General features: G+C 35.0%; 20 protein-coding genes and 1 pseudogene. 6 read left to right on the top strand and 15 right to left on the bottom strand.

The genetic code is table 11. From position 1 onward, the window contains the following. Positions 1-50 precede the first annotated feature (50 nt). Both H8718_RS03490 and H8718_RS03485 read right to left on the bottom strand, forming a co-directional pair. Complete coding sequence (locus H8718_RS03490) at positions 51-2,432, bottom strand: Lon protease family protein (RefSeq protein ID WP_249331554.1); 2,382 nt, start codon at positions 2,430-2,432, stop codon at positions 51-53. Positions 2,433-2,459: 27 nt separating this feature from the next. Continuing rightward, positions 2,460-3,878: a hypothetical protein gene (locus tag H8718_RS03485; RefSeq protein WP_249331553.1), complete on the bottom strand. Its 1,419-nt coding sequence runs from the start codon at positions 3,876-3,878 to the stop codon at positions 2,460-2,462. A 363-nt stretch (positions 3,879-4,241) separates the two neighbouring features. On the opposite strand from H8718_RS03485, the gene speD reads away from it, so the two are divergent. From speD to H8718_RS03460, 5 genes and pseudogenes are all read left to right on the top strand, one after another. Further along, entirely contained in the window at positions 4,242-5,072 is an 831-nt protein-coding gene (gene speD / locus H8718_RS03480; RefSeq protein ID WP_330597575.1) for an adenosylmethionine decarboxylase, read from the top strand. Between the two features lie 3 nt (positions 5,073-5,075). Then, positions 5,076-6,440: pseudogene (locus H8718_RS20925) on the top strand (aminotransferase class I/II-fold pyridoxal phosphate-dependent enzyme); the annotation flags it as partial. 84 nt (positions 6,441-6,524) lie between these two features. Then, on the top strand, positions 6,525-7,379 hold the full coding sequence (gene speE, locus H8718_RS20920) for a polyamine aminopropyltransferase (RefSeq protein WP_334299073.1): 855 nt from the start codon (positions 6,525-6,527) through the stop codon (positions 7,377-7,379). Beyond that, positions 7,372-8,235, top strand: coding sequence for an agmatinase (gene speB, locus H8718_RS03465; protein WP_177670256.1), 864 nt, complete (start codon positions 7,372-7,374; stop codon positions 8,233-8,235). Before speE ends, speB begins: the two co-directional genes overlap by 8 nt. 58 nt (positions 8,236-8,293) lie before the next feature. Continuing rightward, positions 8,294-8,551 (top strand): heavy metal-binding domain-containing protein, encoded by a 258-nt coding sequence (locus tag H8718_RS03460; protein ID WP_177670258.1) that lies wholly within the window; start codon positions 8,294-8,296, stop codon positions 8,549-8,551. A 60-nt stretch (positions 8,552-8,611) separates the two neighbouring features. Here the strand turns inward: H8718_RS03460 and H8718_RS03455 are convergent, their stop codons facing one another. Both H8718_RS03455 and H8718_RS03450 read right to left on the bottom strand, forming a co-directional pair. Next, positions 8,612-9,547: an alpha/beta hydrolase gene (locus tag H8718_RS03455; protein WP_249331551.1), complete on the bottom strand. Its 936-nt coding sequence runs from the start codon at positions 9,545-9,547 to the stop codon at positions 8,612-8,614. Between the two features lie 106 nt (positions 9,548-9,653). Next, positions 9,654-10,643 carry a diaminopimelate dehydrogenase gene (locus tag H8718_RS03450; protein WP_177670261.1) on the bottom strand — a complete coding sequence of 330 codons (990 nt, stop codon included), beginning with the start codon at positions 10,641-10,643 and terminating at the stop codon, positions 9,654-9,656. 210 nt (positions 10,644-10,853) lie between these two features. Here H8718_RS03450 and H8718_RS03445 point away from each other — a divergent pair, with 210 nt between their 5' ends. After that, positions 10,854-11,936 carry a helix-turn-helix domain-containing protein gene (locus tag H8718_RS03445; protein ID WP_177670263.1) on the top strand — a complete coding sequence of 361 codons (1,083 nt, stop codon included), beginning with the start codon at positions 10,854-10,856 and terminating at the stop codon, positions 11,934-11,936. Positions 11,937-12,024: 88 nt separating this feature from the next. On the opposite strand, the gene lysS is transcribed toward H8718_RS03445, so the two are convergent. The 11 genes from lysS to H8718_RS03390 all read right to left on the bottom strand — a co-directional run bounded on the left by lysS (position 12,025) and on the right by H8718_RS03390 (position 24,513). Continuing rightward, positions 12,025-13,509 (bottom strand): lysine--tRNA ligase, encoded by a 1,485-nt coding sequence (gene lysS / locus H8718_RS03440; RefSeq protein WP_249331550.1) that lies wholly within the window; start codon positions 13,507-13,509, stop codon positions 12,025-12,027. Positions 13,510-13,542: 33 nt separating this feature from the next. Continuing rightward, on the bottom strand, positions 13,543-14,022 hold the full coding sequence (greA, locus tag H8718_RS03435; RefSeq protein WP_177670265.1) for a transcription elongation factor GreA: 480 nt from the start codon (positions 14,020-14,022) through the stop codon (positions 13,543-13,545). Between the two features lie 71 nt (positions 14,023-14,093). Beyond that, a complete protein-coding gene (locus tag H8718_RS03430; RefSeq protein ID WP_249331549.1) occupies positions 14,094-14,936 on the bottom strand; it encodes a hypothetical protein in 843 nt (280 codons plus the stop codon). Between the two features lie 61 nt (positions 14,937-14,997). Next, positions 14,998-15,969, bottom strand: a complete 972-nt coding sequence (gene dusB, locus H8718_RS03425; RefSeq protein WP_249331547.1) for a tRNA dihydrouridine synthase DusB — start codon at positions 15,967-15,969, stop codon at positions 14,998-15,000. Positions 15,970-15,980: 11 nt separating this feature from the next. Beyond that, positions 15,981-16,751, bottom strand: a complete 771-nt coding sequence (locus H8718_RS03420; RefSeq protein ID WP_177670271.1) for a type III pantothenate kinase — start codon at positions 16,749-16,751, stop codon at positions 15,981-15,983. An 11-nt stretch (positions 16,752-16,762) separates the two neighbouring features. Beyond that, complete coding sequence (locus H8718_RS03415) at positions 16,763-17,200, bottom strand: DUF6145 family protein (protein WP_177670272.1); 438 nt, start codon at positions 17,198-17,200, stop codon at positions 16,763-16,765. A 23-nt stretch (positions 17,201-17,223) separates the two neighbouring features. Further along, positions 17,224-18,009: a biotin--[acetyl-CoA-carboxylase] ligase gene (locus H8718_RS03410; protein ID WP_249331545.1), complete on the bottom strand. Its 786-nt coding sequence runs from the start codon at positions 18,007-18,009 to the stop codon at positions 17,224-17,226. Positions 18,010-18,109: 100 nt separating this feature from the next. After that, on the bottom strand, positions 18,110-20,047 hold the full coding sequence (gene ftsH / locus H8718_RS03405) for an ATP-dependent zinc metalloprotease FtsH (protein ID WP_249331688.1): 1,938 nt from the start codon (positions 20,045-20,047) through the stop codon (positions 18,110-18,112). 52 nt (positions 20,048-20,099) lie between these two features. After that, positions 20,100-20,621, bottom strand: coding sequence for a hypoxanthine phosphoribosyltransferase (gene hpt, locus H8718_RS03400; RefSeq protein ID WP_177670276.1), 522 nt, complete (start codon positions 20,619-20,621; stop codon positions 20,100-20,102). A 19-nt stretch (positions 20,622-20,640) separates the two neighbouring features. After that, on the bottom strand, positions 20,641-22,011 hold the full coding sequence (gene tilS / locus H8718_RS03395) for a tRNA lysidine(34) synthetase TilS (RefSeq protein WP_249331544.1): 1,371 nt from the start codon (positions 22,009-22,011) through the stop codon (positions 20,641-20,643). A 159-nt stretch (positions 22,012-22,170) separates the two neighbouring features. Further along, the gene (locus H8718_RS03390; protein ID WP_249331542.1) at positions 22,171-24,513 is read right to left on the bottom strand and encodes a SpoIIE family protein phosphatase; all 2,343 of its coding nucleotides are present in this window, start codon (positions 24,511-24,513) and stop codon (positions 22,171-22,173) included. Positions 24,514-24,555: the final 42 nt, after the last annotated feature.

Here is a 24,555-nt window from a genome sequence, read left to right as displayed (position 1 = left end):
AGAAAAGGGCCGTTGCCACGCAACAGCCCTTACTTCTTGTTATAAGACGTTTATTTTACTTTTTTCTTAATTCGTATTGGCTTATTTTGTCCTTCACCACTGTAAGCTTTCAATTTACATGCCACACGTTCTTCAACCTGCGCTGCCGGTACGCCTGTCAGAATTTCTATTCCTTCTTTAAAGGAACTAATTGCATAAATATGAAATCTTCCCTGTTCTACTGCTTCTATTACCTCTTCATCTAGCACTAAGTCTTTTTGATTTTGTTTTGGAATAATAACACCTTGTTTTCCTGTTAAGCCTTTTTGCTTACAAATTCTATAGAATCCTTCTATCTTATCATTGACGCCTCCTACAGGTTGAATCTGCCCATATTGATTAATGGAACCTGTTACAGCAACCCCTTGCCTAATAGGAACTTGTGATAAACTTGATAAAATAGCATACAATTCCGCACTCGATGCACTATCTCCATCTATTCCCCCATAACTTTGCTCAAAACAAATCTTCCCACATAATGAAAGAGGATAATCTTGTGCAAAATAATTACCTAGAAAGCCTGTAATAATTTGAACCCCCTTTGAATGAATACTTCCACTCAATCCAACTGCACCTTCAATATCTGCTACACCACTTTTCCCCCTATAAGTTGTAGCAGTAATGCGAACAGGCTTCCCAAACATAAAGTCCCCCACATCATATACAGCTAATCCATTCACCTGCCCTATTTTCTTTCCACCTACATCAAGCAGATAGATATTCTTTGCATATTTTTCTTCTATATTTTTCTGTAAGGTTTCTTTAAAAAGTGTCTTAACCCTTCTTGCCTTCACAATATGTTCTTTTGTAATAAGATCTTTACTAAAAACACTGGCTTCTCTTACTAAGTCTGTAACAGGTTGTATATTGGCACTCATTTTTTCTTGACTTTCAGCTAACCTATGGCTATATTCTGCCAAGACTAATACACCTTCATAGCTTACATCGGGTAAATGTTCTTTATTACAAAAAGCTTTTATCTGGCTTGCAAATCGTAAGAGTGAAGTCTTATCTCCATCTATAGTATCTTTAAAATCGATATTCATTTTAAATAAATCTTTAAAAGTTGCATCTGTATCACAAAGCACACGGTATACTTCATAATCACCAATTAAAATCACCTTAAAATCTACAGGAACAGGTGGTGGTAACATACCTAAACTCGTTGTAATATTAGAAATCGCTAAACTCTCTACATTAACTTCTCCTGTCTTAAGTGTCCTTCTAAGAACTTCAAAAGATCCTGGATAATCTAAAAGGTCATTAACATATAATAGTAGATATCCACCATTAGCTTCATGTAAAAGACCTGCACTAATGTTATTAAAATCTACACGGTTTAGCGTTAGCTCTGTATCTACCTTAATCTTACCTACTAGTCTAGCAAAACTTAAATCTCTTGCTGTAACTACTGGTGCACCTTGAAGCTGGCTATTATCTACAAGTATATTGATATCATAATGACCTATACGTTCCCCTACCTTATTACTCCCTAACCATGGAAAAATACTTTTTATTTCCTGGTTTTCTGCAGACTGTGAATCACTAAAAATAGAGATATCCTCTAATATATCTTGTAAAATTTCATCTAGATACTCTTTAATCACTTCGTATTTCCCATATACTTCTTTCAGATGTTTAATAAAATAGCCTACTTCATTAAGAACAATCGTTTCACTAATATCATTCATATATTGACTATACTCTTTTTCTACATCTCTAATATCCGCAAGTACTTGTTCTGCCATCTCTGAAAGTCTATCAATATTTTCCTCAATCTCTTGCTTTGTAGTTTGGTCTAGAAGTTCATACTGTTCCATTGAAATAGGGTTTTCTTCCTTATCAAGAGGAATAAACCCTAAACCTTCTTGAGTTAACTTAACAATAAAGCCTTGCTCTTTTGCATAGCTCTTAAGTTCTTCTAATATTTGTTCCTTTTTACTATCTAATTTATCTATTAAATGCTGCCTTTTTCTCTCTGCTTCAACACTATCTAATTTAGCACCTAATCCATCTATAAGAAACTGTCTAAATTCTTTCATATCCTCTTTAAAACGTATACTGTCGCCTGGCTGCATACGAATCACTCTAGGTGTGGAAGGGTTTTTAAAATTATAAATATAGCATATATCCTGAGGGACAGCCTTTTCACCAGCTTGTTTTTCTAACCTTGCTTTTACGTATTCATAAATTGTCTTTTGGTCTACTCCAGATATATACATGTTGTAGCCTCTTGCACCTAATTGCAAACCAAACTCTAGTGCCATAAGCGCATTGTCCTGATCAATAATGCTCTCATCTGGTTGGATTTCATCTGTTGTTTTAAAATTAAAACCTGTATTGAGATAGGAGATTTTAAGATCCTCCCGCCTTAGTTCTAAGTTATTTTTCATAGTGACCCCCCCATACTTACACTATATTCAGAACGGCTTATACGCTTTACAAATTTCCTTCAAAATTGACATTTTTTCCGGATTATTTTGGGGTACAAACACAAAAAGTACAGGAGCCGAAGACCCATTAGGTAAAATATATTTCACTATAGCCTCTTCTCCTTCTTGAATCTCTCCCAAAAAACTAGCTTCTCCTTTTCCTTTTAAACATCCCTTATTAGGCATGGCATAAACTTTACCATTCCACATAAGCGCCCCTCTAAATACATCCCCTCTTGGATTAAATACTACAAAGGTATCTTTCACCGCTTTTAAATGAAGTTCATACTCCATGCCAAAGTTCCCCTTATTATAGACCTCTTTACCTAATACCTCATCAAACCCTATTAGAAATTCTTCCATCCCTTCTCCTATGGAAAAATAGGCTAATTCTGTGTCTAAATCTATATAATAGATTTTTTTCAGAGTCTCAAAAGTTCCCCTTATGTGCTGATCTTTTGCACAATAATGCTTATATGTTTCGAAGTTATCCCCATTTTCTACACACAATACCTGCCATTTGACTTTCTCCTCTGTATGGAAATCTATATAACTAGATAGGGCATCTCCTCTTTTCCAAGGCATCTCCTGCTTATAAATAATTCCTGTCTGCCCTGCTGGCAAATCATAAATAACCTCTCTTGTCTGATTATCCCAATAATCTAATAGAAGCTGCTCACCTATATAAAGCACATCCTCACTAGGCCCCTTTATAGCATAATTATTAATACGGATTCTCTGCTTCTCCTTATTTAAATTGGTTACTAAAATCATCATTCTATAATCTTTACCATCCTTCATATCATGAAGATGGTGCATAAGAAGTCTTCCTGTCCCATTACTTATTCCCTCATATAAAATCCCTTTTTCTTTGACCTTTTCCGGACTATCACTAATGATTAACTTTCCACCCACTACACCATCTCTTGTACCGGTTATTTTTTTATATAGTCTATAGTTTTCAGTTCCAAACAGATTAAACTTAGCCCCTTTTATATTTTTTTGCGCCATATAGGCTACTTCAGATTGACTACAGTTTTTAGATACTGTGATATAAGTTAGAGCTGGCTCACTCCATACCTCATGGCTATCTTTAATCTGTAATGCGATTTCATACTGGCCCGGTGCAAAAAGTACTTCAGGCTTTTCAAAAACAACGTATTCTTCATTTAAAAATAGAGGTCTATAACTCCATCTCTCTTCTGCCATTTGGGTCCCATTGGGCAGAGCATATAGAGCTAGAAAATTAATTTTCTCACCACCTTTTACTTTAGCTTTTTGACTTTGAAAAGCTAAAATAAGTGGTTTAGATACGTCTAATTCTTGAGCCTTAATAGAGTCTATACATACAATTAAAAATGTCATTATAAGTAAATATAATAGATTCTTAAGCCATTTTTTCTTCATTTTTATCTATCCTATCGCTTATTTTTTTAATTAATTTTTATATTTTTTTCAAATATTATTACTTAACTCTTATACATAAAATTTATATTATTTTTTTCAGATTTTTTCATTCTTATTTTTAAACATTCTTTGTCTTTAGTACTTTTCTCATTATTATACACTTATACGCATTACATTTTATTTTATTTTGTTTAGTATTATAAAACTTTTTGTTAGATATAAGATTTTATTTTTTATAACACTATTACTAAACTACTAGTATAGGTATACAAAATTTTTTATTGCTTTTTCAAAAAGTCACCCCTATAATAGCATTTGTTAAAAAATGATTCTCACACTAAAACCAAGGAGGTCTTATTACTGATGGAACATTTAGATACACAAAAAATTAAATTACATGGCTTTAATAATCTCACGAAAACCTTAAGTTTCAACATGTATGATATTTGTTATACCCAAAAGTCCGAAGATCGTGAAGCTTATATTAATTATATTGACGAACAATATAATGCCGACAGACTTACTGAAATCCTTACGACTGTTACTGAAATTATTGGTGCCAATATTTTAAACGTTTCAAAGCAGGATTATGAACCTCAAGGTGCTAGTGTTACGATTTTAATATCAGAAAGCCCTATAGCGCCAGCTGCTTCTTTTCCAAACTGCGCAACACCTGGCCCACTGCCTGACATCGTACTAGCCCATTTAGATAAAAGTCACATTACTGTACATACTTATCCTGAATATCATCCAACTGATGGTATTAGTACCTTTAGGGCCGATATTGATGTTTCTACATGTGGTGAGATCTCTCCCCTTAAGGCCCTTAACTATCTCATCCACTGCTTTGATGCAGATATGATGACCATTGACTATAAAGTTCGTGGTTTTACTAGAGATATTACAGGCAATAAACTGTTTATTGATCATCCTATTGATTCTATCCAAAACTTTATTCCTGATCACATTAAGCATCTTTATCATATGATCGACGTTAATGTATATCAGGAAAATATATTCCACACAAAATGCAAACTAAAAAACTTTGATTTGGATAACTACTTATTTGGCTATACCAAACAAGATCTTCATCCAGGTACTGCACATCAGATTGCCAAAAAAGTTCGCAGAGAAATGGATGAAATTTTCTATGGGACTAATGTCACTGAAGCCATGTTCCCTGTGGAGGATTAGGCAATGAATCATCATCTTACTCCACTACTTACAGGTGTTATGACCTATACGAGTGAATCTATAACCCGCTTTGATGTACCAGGTCATAAAGGTGGCAAAGCACTTGATGAACTCCAAAGCTTATGGGGTGAAGACGTACTTAGAATGGATGTTAACTCTACTAAACCTGTAGATCATTTAGCCCACCCTACCGGCATCATTCTAGAAGCAGAAAAGCTTTTAGCAGATGCCTTTGAAGCAGACAATGCCTTTATGCTCGTAAATGGTTCTACCTGTGGTGTGCAGTATATGCTTATGAGTACCTTAAGCGATGGTGACAAAGTTCTCCTTCCTCGCAACGTTCACAAATCTGCTATTAATGCACTTATTCTAACAGGTGCAAAACCTGTTTTTATTGAGCCTGAAATTGATACCCATTATGGTATTGCTAATGGCATTACTGTAAGTAGCGTCAAGCACGCTTTTGACCTCAATGATGATATTAAGGCTATACTAGTCATTCACCCTACTTACTTTGGAGCCATATCAGAACTTGAGGCTATTATTCAACTTGCTCACGAGAAAGGTGTTCCTGTGCTTGTAGATCAAGCTCATGGTGCTCACTTTCCTTTTCATCCTGAGCTACCTGATAATGCATGCAAGCTAGGCGCTGATCTAGTCACAGTTAGTATGCACAAAACAGGAGGTTCTCTTACCCAATCTTCTGTTTTACTCCATAACGATGGACTAATCGATAAACTGAAAGTACGCTCCACCATTAATCTGATGCAGACTACATCTGCTTCTTATCTGCTGATGTGTTCTCTGGACTATGCTCGTCATAAACTTGCTACCGAGGGTCATATTTTATTCCATGAGCTGATTAATCTTACTAAGCATACGAAAACACAAATTAATCAAATTCCGGGTTTTCAGTGTATGGATGCCGCTCACCACTTCGACCCTTTACGACTACTTATCCGTGTAAGTGATTTGGGCGTTTCAGGTTTTTATATTTATGATTTGCTTGCAAGTGACTACAACATTCAACTCGAACTAGCCGAGCCTCACGTTGTACTTGCTATTATTTCACTAGCAGACACTAAAGAAAGCCTATCTACTTTAGTTTCTGCCTTAAAAGACATTAGCAGGAAGCTTTATACTGGCTCTCTTCCATCTAGTCTTAACACTACCCCAGTAGTCTCCTTGCACAACAAACTTCTTCTTACACCAAGAGAAGCTTACTACCATCCTAAAAAGCTAATCTCTATTGATGAAGCTGATGGTCTGATAAGCGGAGAATCTATTATGATTTATCCACCAGGTATTCCACTTATTATCCCTGGTGAGATGATTACCAAACCACTTATTGAGTATTATCACTATTTACAAAAACAAGATACTGTCATCTTGAATGCTACAGATAATCTTAATCACATTCTTGTATTAGACAGTAGTCAGGAGGAAAATATGATTGATTTATGGTATACAGAAAACCACCAAGAGGATACTAAATTCTCTATCAAAGTTAAGTCACACTTACACTCTGAAAAAAGTGCTTTTCAACAGATTGACTTCTTTGAAAGTGATACATTCGGCAAGTTCTTTACATTAGATGGGTTAATGATGGTAACAGAAAAAGATGAATTCATCTATCACGATATGATTACACACGTACCTATGGCAGTTAATCCAGAAATCAAAAAAGTACTCATTATCGGTGGAGGTGATGGGGGAACTGCCCGTGAAATTTTACGTTATAAGAGCATTGAAAAGGTAGATATGGTTGAAATTGATGAACGTGTTGTACGCCTTTGTCAAAAATACATCCCACAAACTGCTTGCAAACTTGATGCTGATCCAAGGCTTTGCCTCCATTTTGAAGATGGGCTCAAATTTGTTCAAGATGCAAAAGATGCTAGCTATGATCTTATCCTAGTAGACTCTACAGATCCAATCGGACCTGGTGAAGGGTTATTCACTTACGATTTTTATAACAACTGCAAGCGCGTTTTAAGCGAAGTTGGTATTCTTATTAATCAACACGAGAGCCCTTACTACGATTCTTACGCTCATGAAATGAAACGTGCGCACTCCAAAATTAAAGATACATTCCCAATTGCACAAGTTTACCAATTCCATATGCCAACTTATCCTTCAGGTCACTGGCTCTTTGGATTCGCTTCTAAGAAATTCCATCCTCTAGAAGATCTTAAAGCAGATGCTTGGAATGCATTCGGGCTTCATACACGTTATTATAATACAGACCTACATAAAGGTGCTTTTATGCTTCCAACCTACGTTAAGGAGAGCTTAGAAAATGCATAATATTTCTACTACATCTAGTTTTATTGGATTTGACCAAGAATATGACACTTCTCCTGTTGTTTTAGTTGGTATTCCCTTTGACGGGACAACAAGCTTTAGACCCGGAACACGTTTTGCACCCGCTGTAGTTAGGCCCGATTCCTACGGGCTTGAAACTTATTCTCCTTACCTAGACTTAGATATGGAAGATTACAACCTCTGTGACTTAGGAGATATAGAACTTCCTTTTGGAAATACAACGAAAGCACTTAATACGATATACAAAACTTTTGCTCAAATTATAAAAGACGGAAAACGTCCTTTAACGATAGGTGGGGAACACTTAGTTTCTCTTCCTATTATTGAGGCATTTAGCAAGATTTATCCTGATTTATGTATTATCCACTTTGATGCTCATACAGATTTACGTGAGGATTATATGGGTGAATCGCTTTCTCATGCTTCTGTTATAAGACGCGCTTGGGACATACTAGGTGATAATCGTATTTTCCAATTTGGTATACGTTCTGGCACTAAAGTAGAATTTGACTGGGCCAAATCTCATACCTATCTTCAACCATTTAATCTAGATAGTCTAGAGGAAATTATTATTCAACTTCAGAATCGTCCTGTTTATATTACAATTGATTTAGATGTACTTGATCCTTCCATATTCCCAGGAACAGGTACACCTGAACCTGGTGGTATTGATTTTAATACACTTATCTTTGCTATTAAGCAGTTCACAAAACTTAATCATATAGTGGGCGCAGATGTGGTAGAACTCTCTCCTCACTATGATATATCAGGCGTATCTACTGCTACATGCTGTAAAGTTATCCGTGAAATGTCGCTCCTTCTTAGTCATAAGCAATAATTTTTAATACCTAGGCATATACTATCTAAAAAGATTGCTTATTAAAGGAGTATTCGTGATGCAGCTTACTACTACTCATTCTATTGAAAATCAAGAATTAGAATTATTAGGCCTTGTAAAAGGCCTATCTTCTGCTGGAGAACAAGCTTTTGATGAAGCTTTAAAAAGTCTTCAAGAAGAAGCTACGCGCATTAAAGCTGATGCCGTTATAGGTATTCAGTGCAGTATATGCCCCTCCTCAAATAACCAAACACAAATGCTTGTCTATGGTACTGCTGTTAAGTTTAGAGTCTCTACAGACCTCCAGCAGTTCTAACCTCCTTTCCAAAGCCAAAAGGCTGCCAGCTAACTCACTTGCAAGTTAGCTGGCAGCCTTTTATCTTTCTATTAAACTATCTAACCATTTCACTACATCTTCCATAACTTCTTTTCTATTTATTTCATTAAACATCTCATGTCTGCCTTCTTGATAAAGCTTATAGGTTACATTTTTTATTCCTACTTTTTCATAATCTTTTACAAGGTCATAAATCCCTTTTCCATTTCTGCCAACAGGGTCTTTATCTCCTGCAAAAATATAAATAGGTAAATCTAATGGAATACTTTTCTTGTTTTCTAATGACCCAACATACTTAAGCCCTGTAAGAAAATCTTCGAAAAATCCTGCTGTAAAAGCACTTCCACAATATGGGTCCTCTATGTATTTATCTACTTCTTTCTCATCTCTTGAAAGCCAGTCAAATGATGTGCGGTTAGGCTTAAACTGTTTATTATACGTTCCAAATATAAGTTTGTCCATCTCAGGACTTTTTGCATTTCTTCCTTTTTTCTTAACTTCTTGTTTAGCTACCCATAAACCTATATCTAAAATGAAACCTTGTTTACCATTGGTTCCAGAAAGAATAACACCATCTAGTTCTTTTCCATATCTCATAATATAAGCTTGTGCAACAAAAGACCCCATACTATGAGAAAGTAAAAATAAAGGCAACTGTGGATTTTCTTTTTTTATTAACTGAGTCAAACGATATAAATCTTTAACTAAACATTTAAAGCCTTCTTTTTCTGCTAGAATACCTATATCTTCTAAGCCTTTAGCCGTTCTTCCATGGCCTCTATGATCATGGGCGTAAACAATGTATCCTCTATCTGTTAGGTAATTTGCTACACGTTCATAGCGGTGAGCCCCTTCAGCCATCCCATGTGCAATTTGCACAATTCCTTTTACACCAATTTCTGGATCAGGTAACCATCTATAGGCATACACTTGCACCTGTTCTTCTCCTATGAAAGTAAAATTTTCACTAATCACGTTATAACCTCCTCTAGCTCTATATATCTACTTTTATTATAATCCCCTTATTTATAAAAACAAATAAAAAAGAGTTATTAGGCTTCCTAATAACTCTTTTAAAATCTTATAATAAGTCTCTCATAAGTTCTAAGTTTGATTTTGCTGAAAGGTAAGATAATGGTACATCAAATACGGATTTAGCACCTTTCATACCTTCTTTATTCATTCTTACAGCAGCTCTAGCGTATGCTACAAGTACATTAGCTGTAAATTGTGGATTACTATCAAGTTTAAGTGAGAATTCAATGATTTGTTTGTTTTCTTCTTCTAAACCTGTTACACCAGTTCTAAATACAAATCCACCATGTGGCATTTTAGAGTGGTTAGCTTTTAATTCTTCTTCACTTACAAAGTTAACAATTGTATCATAATCTGCGAAGTAGTTTGGCATTGTTTTAATTGTATTTTCAATAGCTGCAAGATCTGCACCTTCTTCAGCCACAACAAAACATTCACGAAGATGTTTTTGTCTTGTTGTAAGCTTAGGATTGTCTCCTCTTCTTACACTCTCAACTGCTTCATCCATCGGAATTGTGTATTGAATAGCATTTTTAACACCTTCAACACGGCGTAATGCATCTGAGTGACCTTGACTTACACCTTTGCCCCAGAATGTGTAGTCTTCTCCAACTGGTAAGATTGCACCTGACATCATACGAATCATAGAAAAGAGACCTGGATCCCAACCTACTGAGATAATGCTTGTTGTACCAGCTTCTAGTGCTTTTTCATTTACACTTTCAAAGTACTCTGGAATTCTTGCATGTGTATCAAAACTATCAATTGTATTGAAGTTAGCTGCAAGTTCTGGACCTTGTACTGGTAAATCTGTAGCTGAACCACCACATAAAATCATTACATCAATGATACCTTTATAATTTAATAAAGCGTCCATATGCTCCACTTTTGCTGTTGCTGTTTCAATCGTAAGTGTCTCTGGCGCCCTTCTTGTGAAAACAGCTACAAGTTCCATATCTGGACTTTGTGTAATAGCTGCCTCTACGCCACGACCAATATTACCATATCCTACGATACCTACTTTAATTGTACTCATTCTAGTTCCTCCTCTATTTTTACTTGTATGTAAATGTTATTTATCTTATTCGAATTAGTAGTTTTATTTAGAACTACTAAATTAAGTATAAGCCTTTTTATCTTTCTTTGTCAATAATCTTTATCATTTAAACTAAAAATTTTATATTTACCTTTATCGTATTTTTAGTTATTATAGACTTAGATGTCAGAACAAGGTGGTGAAAATATAATGGATTTTATAGTAATGACCCCCGGTGAAAAACTTCGATTATTCCGCAGAAAATATAATTTAAGACAAGATGATTTAGCAGGTAAAAATATGACGCGTAATACTATTAGCATGATTGAAACCAATAAAATCTCTTTGACCCCAAGTACAGCAGAAGCTATTCTTACTAACTTTCACAATGCATGCTTACAAAAAAATAAAACATGTACACTCTCACTTAATGAATTACTCAATTCTGCTCAATCACAGGCTCGTACACTTGCCCTACAGTTTATTAGCTCTCTTCAAGCTGATAATACTCTTATATCGCTATCTTTTAAAAATGGTAACTATGCGAATATGCTACTCCTACTTGAGGAACATAATCTCCCACTTGAAAAAGCTCTCCTCTATGATACCATTGGCAGTTATTATATGCGTCACCATGACTATACTGAAGCTTATACTTATTATTCACAAGCCTTTAACTCGGTTCCTAAACAATCTTATTCAGATACTTTTGCAAATCTTACGTCTCACCTTATACAATGTTGTTACAAAACAGAGCGCTTCTTGCCTCTTGTAAACTACTGCCTTATTTTTTTTCATTATGATCATTTACCTAATATAGATCTAATCTTTGAACTTAAATATAATATGATACTTGCTTATTATCATCTAGAATACTACGAAAAAGCTTTACAAGAATTAAACACTTCAATGCTTCTTCTGTCAGACAACTTGTCTCTTCACTCTGATAAACCTACTAGACTACTACTTTTAAAAATTTACTGCCTTAAAGCATTCCATCGCTATGATGATGCTCTTAATAGTTATCAACAAATCCTCAAATTTTATGACCTATCTTTAGAACTTCAAATTTTTGCTACATTTCCTATTATACATATTTATCTTGAACAAAATGAGTTAAATGATGGCCTTGATTTATTTCATCACTGTCTATCTCTTATTTCCACATACGAAAAAGTAAGTTATAAACAATATATTGATAGGATGTATAAGGAGCTTACTACTCTATATCATAAATTCCCTACTTCTTATAGACACTCTATTTCTATTCCTTCACTCTTTGAACATGGTTAAGACCACAGACTTTCGTTTTTATCCTCCAAGCTACATTAATCCTAACAATAAAAAGAGGTTGCTTTGGTAAGCAACCTCTTTTTATCTATTATTCATTAATTGGCTTCATTGTTGGGAATAATAATACGTCTCTAATTGAGTATGAATTAGTAATAAGCATAACTAAACGGTCAATACCAATTCCTAAACCACCTGTTGGAGGCATACCATATTCAAGTGCTGTAAGGAAGTCTTCATCCATTTCAGTTGCTTCATCATCACCAGCTGCACGAAGTTCTTCTTGGTGCATGAAACGACCTCTTTGATCGATTGGGTCATTGAGTTCTGAGAATGCATTCGCATGTTCACGACCAACGATGAATAACTCAAATCTCTCTGTGTATTCTGGATCATTTGGTTTACGTTTTGAAAGTGGTGAAATTTCTACTGGATGTTCTGTAATGAATGTTGGCTGAATAAGGTGTTCTTCTACATAATGTTCGAAGAATAAGTTTAAGATATCACCTTTACCATGATGTTTTTCAAATGCAATATGATGCTCCTTAGCAAGTAAACGTGCTTCCTCTACATCTTTAACCGCTCTAAAGTCTACTTTAGCGTATTCTTTAACTGCATCTACCATTGATAAACGTGTAAATGGTTTTTCAAGGTCGATTGTTACACCATTGTATTCTAAAACAGCACTTCCGTTAACAGCTACTGCCACGTGACGGATAAGCTCTTCTGTAAGATTCATAATATCTTCGTAATCTGCATAGGCTTGGTATAATTCAAGAAGTGTAAACTCTGGGTTATGTCTTACTGACATACCCTCATTACGGAATACTCGGCCGATTTCGTATACACGGTCAAATCCACCTACAATAAGACGTTTAAGATGTAACTCAAGTGCAATACGCATGTACATATCAATATCTAATGCATTATGGTGTGTAATGAATGGTCTAGCAGCAGCTCCACCTGCAATTGAGTGAAGCACTGGTGTTTCTACTTCTAAGAAGTTTCTTTGATCAAGGAAGCTACGGATTTCACGAATAATCATAGAACGCTTAATGAATGCATCTTTTACTTCTGGATTTACAATAAGATCAAGATAACGTTGTCTGTAACGTACTTCTGTATCTTTTAATCCATGGTATTTCTCTGGAAGGATTTGAAGACTCTTTGAAAGAAGTGTTACTTTATGTGCACGTACTGAGATTTCACCTTTTTGTGTTCTAAATACGAGACCTGTAATACCTACAATATCACCTATATCAAATTTCTTGAATTCTGCGTAATCTTCATCACCCAGTTCATCACGTCTTACATAAGACTGGATTTTACCTTTCTGATCTTGAATATGGATGAAAGAAGCCTTACCCATATCCCTTTTGGCCATAATACGACCAGCTATTGTTACATCTTTACCTTCTAATTCTTCGAAGTTATCTATAACATCTTGGCTATGTGCATTGACATCAAATTTTGTAATGTGGAATGGATCTTTACCTTTCTCTTGTAAATCCTTAAGCTTATCATGACGTACTTTAATTAATTCATTAACATTTAAACTTTGTTCTACTTCTGACAAAATATTTCCTCCTCCGTACTTCTAACTTTATCCTTAGTTATTAGAAATAGCTAAAATTTTGTATTTATCTGTTCCGAATTCTGTCTCTACTAAAACTTCGTCACCCACTTGATGCCCAATGAGTGCCGCACCTACTGGTGATTCATTTGAGATTTTACCATTTATTGGGTCTGCTTCTGTAGAACCTACAATAAGGTACTCTACTTCTTCTTCAAATGCTTCATCATATAATTTAACTCTATGTCCTGGCTTAACTGTATCTGAAGCTTGCTCGTCAGCATCAATAACTACAACGTTTTTAAGCATTTTTTCGATTTCAACAATACGTGTTTCAATCTCTGCTTGTCTATCTTTAGCCGCATCGTACTCAGCATTTTCTGATAAGTCGCCTTGGGCTCTTGCTTCTTTTAATTCAACTGCTACTTTATTACGTTCAACTGTTTTGAGATCTTCAAGTTCTTTTTCTAAGGCTTTAATCCCCTCATATGTGAGTAATATTTGTTTATCTGCCATTTTAAAATACTCCCTTTCTAAAGCGCATTAAACTATTAATTTTAAAATTATAACCTACTCTATGCTGGATGTCAACTTATGCGCCTTGTGTAAACTTTGCCTAAAGTAAGGTCTAAATTGTTTATTTCTTTCCTTAATAAACCATGGGTTAAACCCTGTGCATAAAGTACAGCTTGTAAAAAAGGTACACTTAAGGATTGACTACGACATATTATATCAAACTCATACCATATTCTAGGAGGTGGGCCTATAAATTGTTGCATATACCTTCTTGTTTGATTTTTATAATCAATATAGATGGCTTTAGGATTACATCCTAGTGCATATTGCCCTGCTCCATTCAAATCGAAAATAATATCCATCTCATTAAGTGCTTCTACCTTGAGTGCTACTGCTCTTACTCTTAGCTTTATGAGCCTATTAAGCTCTTGCACAACTTCTTTATATGCCAAAGGCTCTTTTGTATATAAAGTTAAGTCCGTTATCTCATCTTTAATATTAGCAATTAAATCTACAGTTTCATGTATTCTCCCTGTAATAATGCCTACTTTTGTTTCATAAGGCCTAGGTTCTATAAGCTTATACTTATAAATATACTGCAAAATCATAGAAGAAAGTAAAGGACGCACTTCATCTCCTGTTACAATCTCTATTCTATTAAAAGGATTAAAGCTTTTCTCCGCTCCCTTTAAATAGGCGTAAGTTACATCTCTTAAAAGAAGCTCCTTTTCTAACTTGTCCCAATACTTAGTAGGGCATTTTTTAAAAGGTCTAGGTGTATTTACCTTATATCCTTCAATCCCAGCTATTTCTTGAATATCAAGGCTTATCTTAAGATGAGGATATCTAAGGGACTTTTCTTTTGATACTATTATATTATCTTCTTCAAAAGATATACATGCAAATTGGCTCATATCTGATCCTCCATGAACTTTTACTCATATCTATTCACTAAGGAAAAGGTATATGCCATATTTATAAGCTTTTTAACTCATTTTGTATGTCCTCTAATAAGAATTTAATATCATCTAAAGTTTCTACTGCTGTTAGTCTTCTTCTAAACCCTGTCGCACCATGAATACCTTTTACATAAGCAGTAAGGTGCGTACGCATCTCTCTTACGCCTATAAACTCTCCTTTATGTGCTACAAGCATTTGTGCATGCTTCAAAATAACAGGAATACGTTCTTCTAATGTCGGTTCTGGAAGTACTTCACCTGTTTTAAAGTAATGATTTGTACGTGAGAAAATCCATGGATTTCCTTGCGCTGCACGTGCAATAAGTACACCGTCACATCCTGTATAATCCATCATTCTCTTTGCATCCTGAGGCTCTCTTACATCACCATTCCCTACAATAGGAATATTAACCGCTTCTTTAACCTTTTTAATGATATCCCAGTCCGCCTCACCACTATAGAATTGCTCTCTTGTACGTCCATGAATGGTTAATAAGCTTGCACCAGCCTGCTCGATAACTTTTGCAACTTCTACAGCATTCACACATGTATCATCAAAACCTTTACGTATTTTAACTGTAAGCGGCTTATCAATAGCATGAGATACAGCATATACAATTTCACCGATCAGTTCAGGATTCTTAAGAAGTGCTGAACCTTCTCCATTTTTTGTAATCTTAGGTGCCGGACATCCCATATTGATATCAATAAAATCCACATCACTCTCGCACACTACTTTAGCCATCTCACTCATAATTTGAGGATCACTTCCAAAGAGCTGTGCACCTACAGGATGTTCTCCCTCTTCTACACTGAGTAAAATTCTTGATTTTTCACTGTCATAGAATAAGCCTTTTGCGCTTACCATTTCAGTATAAACCATCCCTGCCCCGAACTCTTTACAGATTAACCTAAATGGTAAATCTGTAATACCCGCCATTGGTGCAAGAAACACATCATTTGGCGTTGTTATATTTTTAAATTTCACTTTGTATCATCCTATCTATTTTTGTGATAAATTATATTCAGTCCTTTTAAAGTCAATAAGCCATCATAATAATCAATGACATCTGTTCCATCTTGAATAATCTTTGCATAGCCTCCTGTTGCAATAACTTTCATATGAGGTGCATCTAAAGCTTCTTTTACTTTTTTTACAATGTATTCAACTTGCCCTATGTACCCATACACAAGTCCTGTCTGCATACTTGTAATTGTATTCTTAGCATCAAGTATACTCTTAGTTTTTTTAATCTCAATATGTGGAAGCTGCGCTGCCCTTTGGAACATAGCATCTGCACAAATGCGTATACCTGGTGAAGTAATACCTGCTATGAATTCCCCCTTTTCATTAACCACATCATAAGTAGTAGCTGTTCCAAAATCAATAGCCATACATGGTCCACCTAATCGTTCATAAGCAGCTACACAATTTACAATACGGCCTGCCCCTACTTCTTTTGGATTATCTGTACGAATAGCTATGCCCGTTTTAAGACCAGGTCCTACAATCATAGGCTTTAACCCAAAATAACGTTTAATACAGTTAGTTAGTGAATACATAATATCTGGTACAACAGACGCAATAATAATAGCCTTAATATCTGTATGCTTAATACCCTTTTGATTCAGCATACTTATAATGGTTACACCATATTCATCTGATGTTCTTGGTGTCTGCGTTGTAAGTCTAAAACTTGCTATAAGCTTGTCCCCTTCCATTGCGCCAAGGACAATATTGGTATTGCCTACATCCATTACTAAAATCATAGTAATCCTCCTTAGTCTAATACTTGCTCTGCAAAGACTCTCGCTTCTTCACCATATTTTGCTTCTATTTCATCTAAAATGTCTTCAAGCTCTAAACCTTTACTCTGCATCAGTACAATTTCTTTTACAATTTGACCTTGTTCACTACGGTAAATCATGTACCACAGTTGTAATGATTTTAAAAGTTCATCTTTTTCTTTTTGGAATCTCTTAATTTCAAGCTCTGCACCAATATCATCCGCAAATACACTTTCATCTGCAGTTTGCTCAATAAAGATATGTCCTACTTCATCAAATCCTAAAGAGATAATAGCATTAACTTTTTCAGCAATAGCCGCTATGCTTTCAATTAGTTCTTCCTGGATTTCACTTGGAATATCATTATAACTTGGTTCAAAGTAATATTTATGGTTATATGGTGATGCACTAATAACAATTGTTTTTTCCATCTTTAAAACTCCTTTATCATCTGTTAAACATAGCCATATAGACCTCTGACAGATACATCACCTGATAAAATACTTATTAGGCTTCCATCTTCTTTTTCTACTATAAGTCTTGCTTCTTGGTCTATATCTCTTACAAAGCCTATAAACTCTTGTTGGCCTTCTATTATTTTTACCTGCTTATTTAAATTTATACAATAGTTTTTATAATCTCCTATAAAGTTCATAAGAGAACCTGTTTCGATATAGATCTTGTAATTCTCTTCAAATCGTCTTAAAAAACTTTTAATAATACTTTCCCTACTGAAAAGTTTTTTCCCTTCTAAATATAATGAAGTTGCATGGGATAAGTCATCAGGAAATTTCTTACTGTTTACATTTACACCAATCCCTACGACTACTACAAGTTCATCTTTTACCTTTACCATCTCACATAGTATACCACAAACCTTTTTATTGTTTACAACAAGGTCATTAGGCCATTTTATATATATATCCAAACCCGTTACCTGCCTTATACTGTAGCACATACTTAGACCTGCTAAAATGGTCAACTGAGGTATTTTTTCTATGCTCATAACTGGCTTCACAATAAAGCTCATCCATATCCCCTCTCCTTTAGGAGAATCCCACTGTTTACCCATTCTGCCTCTACCGGCATTTTGCTTCTCAGCAATGACTAAACTGCCTTCTATAGCCCCTTCTTTACTCCAGTTTTTTGCCCTTATATTAGTAGAATCTATTTCTTCATAGAATTCTATCTCCTTCCCCATGAAACAAGTACGACTTTGTTTAATCTCTTGTAAATTCATATTATGCACCCCTTCTAAATACCTAGTAGCATTATAGCATACCCTACTGCATAAAAAAAAGCTTAGGCTGTTCCCCTAAGCTTTTTAATATACCTTTTTCTTATAGTTCTCTTTCAGCTTCTTCTTGATCAGCTTGTTCCATTTGCTTAGCCATCTCAAAGATACTTTGTTCATCTAGAACTTCCATATCAACATCTTCGCCACGCATAATTTTTCTAAATTCATGACCAGTAATTTTTTCTTTTGTAAGTAATACTTCTGATGCACGATTTAGAGTATCCATATTATCTGTAAGAAGTTGTTTGGATCTATCATAAGCATCTTCTACAATACTACGGATATGATGGTCGATAGCTGTTGCTACGTCTTCACTATAGTTACGTTGATGAGAGAAGTCACGTCCAAGGAATACTTCTTCTTGTTCATCACCAAACTTGATTGGACCAAGCTCACTCATACCATATTTAGTAACCATATCACGTGCAATATTAGTTGCACGTTCAATATCATTAGAAGCACCTGTTGTAATGTCACCAAATACTAATTCTTCGGCAGCACGACCGCCAAGTAAAGATACAATCTCATCTAACATTCTTGTTTTAGTCATATAAAGCTTATCTTCTTTTGGAAGAGGCATTGTATAACCACCAGCAAAACCTGTCGGAATAATTGATACACTGTGTACTGGGTCAAGTGTTTCTAAAAGTTCATGGATTAATGCATGCCCTACTTCATGGAATGCAGTAATACGTTTTTCTTTATCTGTAACAAGGTGACTCTTCTTCTCTGTACCTACTGTAATTTTAATGAAAGCTTTTTGAACTTCTTCCATATCGATGGCACGTTTATTATGACGTGCTGTAAGAAGTGCTGCTTCATTCATTAAGTTGGCAAGGTCTGCACCTGTAAAACCTGGTGTTGTACGAGCAATAACTTTAAGGTCTACATCTTCATTAAGAGGTTTACCTTTTGCATGTACCTTAAGGATAGATTCACGACCTTTAACGTCCGGTCTACCTACTACTACCTGTCTATCGAAACGACCTGGTCTAAGAAGGGCTGGGTCAAGGATATCTGCACGGTTTGTAGCAGCCACTACAATAACCCCTTCATTAATACCAAAACCATCCATCTCAACAAGTAATTGATTAAGTGTTTGTTCTCTTTCATCGTGACCGCCACCAAGACCTGCGCCACGCTTTCTACCTACCGCATCAATCTCATCGATAAATACGATGGCTGGTGCATTTTTCTTGGCTTGTTCGAAAAGGTCACGTACACGAGATGCACCGACACCAACAAACATTTCTACGAAGTCTGAACCTGAAATACTGAAGAATGGTACTTGTGCTTCACCTGCTACAGCTTTTGCAAGTAATGTTTTACCTGTTCCAGGAGGTCCTACAAGGAGAATACCTTTTGGAATTTTTGCACCAATCTCAGTGTATTTTCTAGGATTTTTAAGGAAGTCTACAAGTTCTGCTACTTCTTCTTTCTCTTCATCAAGACCAGCAACATCCTTGAAAGTTGTTGAACCTTTATCATCAACTGTCATTTTTGCTTTACTCTTACCAAATGACATAACACCACGGCCGCCGCCGCCACCGCCACCGCCGCCTTGCATTTGTTGCATGAAGAATACCATAATGAAGATAAACATACCTACAATCAGTACAATTTGTAAAATTGGGAAGAATAGGCTTGGTTGTTGAACATAGCCATCAAATTCCCATGTAGCCATTAATTCTGGTGGTACCTCTTTAAGTACATAATCAAAGAATGCACTTTGATCCATCGGTACAATTCCTTCTGATGCTACATAATTTCCTTGGTCTTTTAATTTAAAGCTTACATAAGCTGTACTGCCATCTGACGCAAGTTCTACGTCCATTTTAGCAATATTGCCGGATGATAAGTTTGTAATAAAATCGCCTAAGTTAAGTTGTTGTTTTTGACTAACAAAGTTTTGGTTTGCTCCAAATAAAATTGCGACTAATAAAATCCCAACTATAATGAGATAGAGCATACTCCCTTTCATTTTACCTTTCAAATTCTCTCCTCCTTCCTGGCGTTAAAATAATGTACTTGTGTTATTCCCCTTTATTTACAGCAATATAAGGAAGGTTTCTATAGAATTGATGATAATCAAGACCATAACCGATAACAAAGCTATCTGGTATAGTAAATCCTACATAATCTACCTCTACATCCACTACACGTTGATCTGGTTTATCAAGTAATGTACAAATTTTAACACTGCTTGGGTTTCTTCCTTCTAAAATATTTTTTAAATAACTAAGTGTACGACCTGAATCAATGATATCCTCTACGATAAGCACGTGTTTACCATCAATTGGTTCATCTAAATCTTTCAGGATTTTTACGATACCTGAGCTTTTATACTCATCACCGTAGCTAGATACAGCCATAAATTCCATCTTCATTGGTACTGTAACACGTTTTGCAAGGTCTGTCATAAACATAACCCCACCTTTAAGTACGCAAAGCATGATAATTTCTTTACCATCATAATCCTTAGATATTTGCGCCCCTAATTCTTCAATTCTTCTTTGGATATCTTGTTCTGATATGAGTGTTTCTAACTTCAACATAATCCCTCCTGAGCTTTGGTTATTTAATAACTTTAATTTCTAGTATATGTCTAGTCTGATCCGTGACAAAATAATCAATATTTAGCCTAGAATCTAAAACCCATACGACTTCATTTCCATCTGCAATAATAGGATGTGTACTTCTTTTATGCTGTGGAATTTTTTCGTCTATATATAATTTCTTTAACTTTTTAGATCCATTTTGAAGGACAATGTAATCATCCACTCGTCTTGTCCTTAAATGCAAGCTATCCCTTATTTTATCATAATCCACATATTTAGTATACATATTTTGCTGGGATTGTTCAAATGTTTTCCTTGGTACACATTGCAAGTTCAACTGCATATCCAAGTCTTCTATATTATTTATGCCCAGTTCAAGGGTGTACTCATAATTAGAAATTACTCCCTCATTTTCCTTACTTAAGACAATATCCTCATAAACTCTATGAGCTACTGTTTCGTAAGGCAAACAGATTTTTTTACCATTTTGCCTCTCTACAAGCTCTAAAACACTTTTAACATGTAAAAGCGTAATATCCTTACTATGTCCTATGAAACTTTCTAAACATTTATGAATAAGTTTTTTTTGGATATAAACCTTTTCTTGTGCTAGCGCATTAATGGAAATTTTAAGCTGCATGTCTGCTTTAGTTACCACCTTTTCAAAGACTTTTTGTATATAGTCTTCCAAGAAAGCTTCTTCTTCCTGATAAAGCTGACTATGCTCAAACAAAGTACTTACAATATTCTCATTAAAATTCTGCCTAATATAAGGTATACATTCAAGTCTTATCTTATTACGTGTATAGATTGTCTCAAAATTAGTATGGTCATCATGGTAATTAATCTTATACTCTTTGCAATATGTTTCTATTTCTTCTCTCGTCAGACATAAGATAGGTCTAATAATATTATCCCTTTTGGGCTGAATGCCTCTTAGACCTTTAATATCTGCCCCTCTTAGAAAACGCATAATCATTGTCTCTGCTTGGTCGTTAGTATTATGCGCTGTAGCAATTTTATCATTTTGATTTGTTAAAGATATAAAGAAGTTATATCTTTCTATTCTTCCTGCCTCTTCTTCACTTATTTTATTTAGCCTTGCAAGTTCTTTAATGTTACAGGCATGTATATAGCAAGGAATTTGCCACTCCCTACACATTTCTTTAACATAATCCCTATCATCATCTGCTTCTTTACGAATGCCATGGTGTACATGGGCAACTTTAAGTTTAATCCCATAAAAAGCCTTATGAGAATTCAAAAAATGTAATAGCATCATAGAATCCGCTCCACCAGATACACCTACAATAATGGTATCCCCTTTTTGAATGAGCTTTTGTTCTTCTATGTACCTTTTGACCTTTTCTTTAATACGTGCAATCATAGGGTATCCTTTCACAGTTTAACCATATTTCCTAAGTGTATTACATCATATTTTAAATAAAAAAACAATATAAAAGGGACTGCCTAGCAATCCCTCATCTACTAAGTGTTTAAAGTATTCCATTATCCATAAGAAATATGCACTTTCCCTTCAATAGCTTTAATACTCCTGCCAAATACGTGCGACAACAATGGTCATATCATCCCCCGGCATGACACCAAGTAGGTCCTTACTCTTTTGCATTAAATAATCCGCCATATACTGTGGCGCCTGTCCTTTACACTCTAGTATGAAATGCTTGAAGGTCTCTTCTTTTCCTACTTCATCGCCTGAAGCTTCTAAAATACCATCTGTAATCATAATGACTATGTCTCCATCTTCAAGCTGTACACGTTTAATCTCTAAGTCTACATCTTTTACAATACCTATCGGTAAGGTAGACATTCTAATCGGAATAACCTCATTTTTATGTAAGATAAAACTCGTAGCTGCTCCAGCCTTTAAGAATTCAGCTATACCACTCTTACGGTCAATAAGAGTTACATCTATAGTAGAAAATACTTCACTTTTTTCATTTAGAATAAGTGCTGAATTGATCATTTTAACTGCTAAGTCTTTCCTAAATCCTGAATCCATAAAATCTTCCAGCATACCTATGGTCGCTGCACTTTCCTCATAGGCAACTCTACCACTCCCCATACCATCTGCTAACGCTAATAAATACTGGTCATCCTCTACTTCCATAAAGGTATAAACATCGCCACTAATTTCCTCTTTAGCAGATACTGCATAGCCTGAAGTAATCCTATAAGTATTTTTAGTTCTCCACTTATATTCATAATTATTTTTTTGATAGGTACAACTATCTAGTGTTACTCTATAACCGAGTGTATCTTCTATTATCTGCTCCATTAAATCTTTATAGTCTCTTTGTTCTAAAGAAGTATATAGCTCTATAGACTGGATCTTCCCCTTGTTTTCTAGAATCATAATATCCGTTAGTTTTATGCCTGCTGCAAGTAAGCTCTCCCTAAGGAGTTTTTCTTCTTCTTTATTAAAATAAATTTCTTTTTCTACTTCTTGTACTAAATTTTTAAGTGTTACAGCCACAGCTTTTAACTGCTGAGCTATAAGTGCTCTATTTTCTATAAACCGGTTATGCCATGCCATCTCCTGCCTAAGTAAATCCATCTTAAAGCTCATTACATAGGCAAAGTTCACAGCATTAGGACAATGTGCTTTAAACAATGCAGGGATTTCTCCCTCTGCAATAAAACCTTTCTTTTCAAAAATATTCATCATTTCCTGAGCATGCTTATAAGTTGTATTTATATCCTGCTCCCAACAAAAACGTCTCATAGAGCAATCTATACACATTTTCTCCCCAGTTTCTTCTATAATACGTTTCACATCTTTTTGTGTAAAATCAGTTTTCTTCAAATCTGTCTTCTGAAAACTATCACCTAACTTCTCAAAGCCACCTACAATATGCTTAAGCCTGCTTGTCATAATACGTTGTACACGTTCTAAATGTAGCTGTTCATTCTGTTCTCTACTCTTTTCTCCAAACCAGCCCGCAAGCCCAAAATAATGTTTAGGTAAAATCATACTAATTAATGAAGCTATAAGATAGGCTCCTAATAAACTTAGGTCTATCTGCCCTCCATTAAATAGCATACACCCTAAAATTTGCCCTACGGCACCTCCTAATATGACACCGCATCTTCCTAGTGTTAAAAACAGCCCCCCCATTAAGGCTGTCATACCATATATAGCTACAAAAACAGGCTCTATGTATCCAATTATGACAAGTAAACTACTCATGACCATACTTATAGTCACCCCTATATTCATGCCACCTAGATAAATGACACCTATAAGCACAATATAGGTAAGAATATCTCTAAAATAAATTTCTTTGCACAGTGGTACACGTATATAAAAATCTACAAGTCCTGCTATTAATACAGCAAACATTAATATAACACTAATACCTTCTTTATTTGTCAAGGGCGTATCCCTTTGTTCTTTTAGTACTTCTATACCACAATAAAATATGTAAGTAAGAGCTGCTGCTACTATAGCTTCTACTACACCGATTGCGATTGCATACAGTGTTCTACCTAAAATAACTGTACATACTAAATTCACTAATAAGGTACTTACAAAGACGCTCACCATTTGATTACGTATATTAAAAGACTTCTGACTTTCTTCTATGAATTTCCTTATAAGCATTATAATAGTAATCATTAAGATATACTTTAGCACTCGAATATTAAAATCTCCTACTGAAAGTATTCCTAGTATAGCTACCAATGGTCCAAAGTATCTCATACTTTTGGTTACATATAAACTTCCTATATATGCTATACCAGCTGTATAAAAACTTCCCTCAAATCCTACTCGAGCAAACATAAAACTTATAAGGATTAAACAAATTTCATGCCAATTGACTCCTAAAGCGACTTGTTTTTTATCTTTTGTATCTACTCTATTCATCTCTTTCCCCTCCTACATAATGTTCATTATAGAAGAGCCTAT

Origin of the sequence: Zhenhengia yiwuensis (assembly GCF_014384995.1) — a bacterium.
Lineage (GTDB): Bacteria > Bacillota > Clostridia > Lachnospirales > Cellulosilyticaceae > Zhenhengia > Zhenhengia yiwuensis.
The sequence above is the reverse complement of the archived record's forward strand: the minus strand, read 5'-3'. Positions and strand labels throughout refer to the sequence as shown.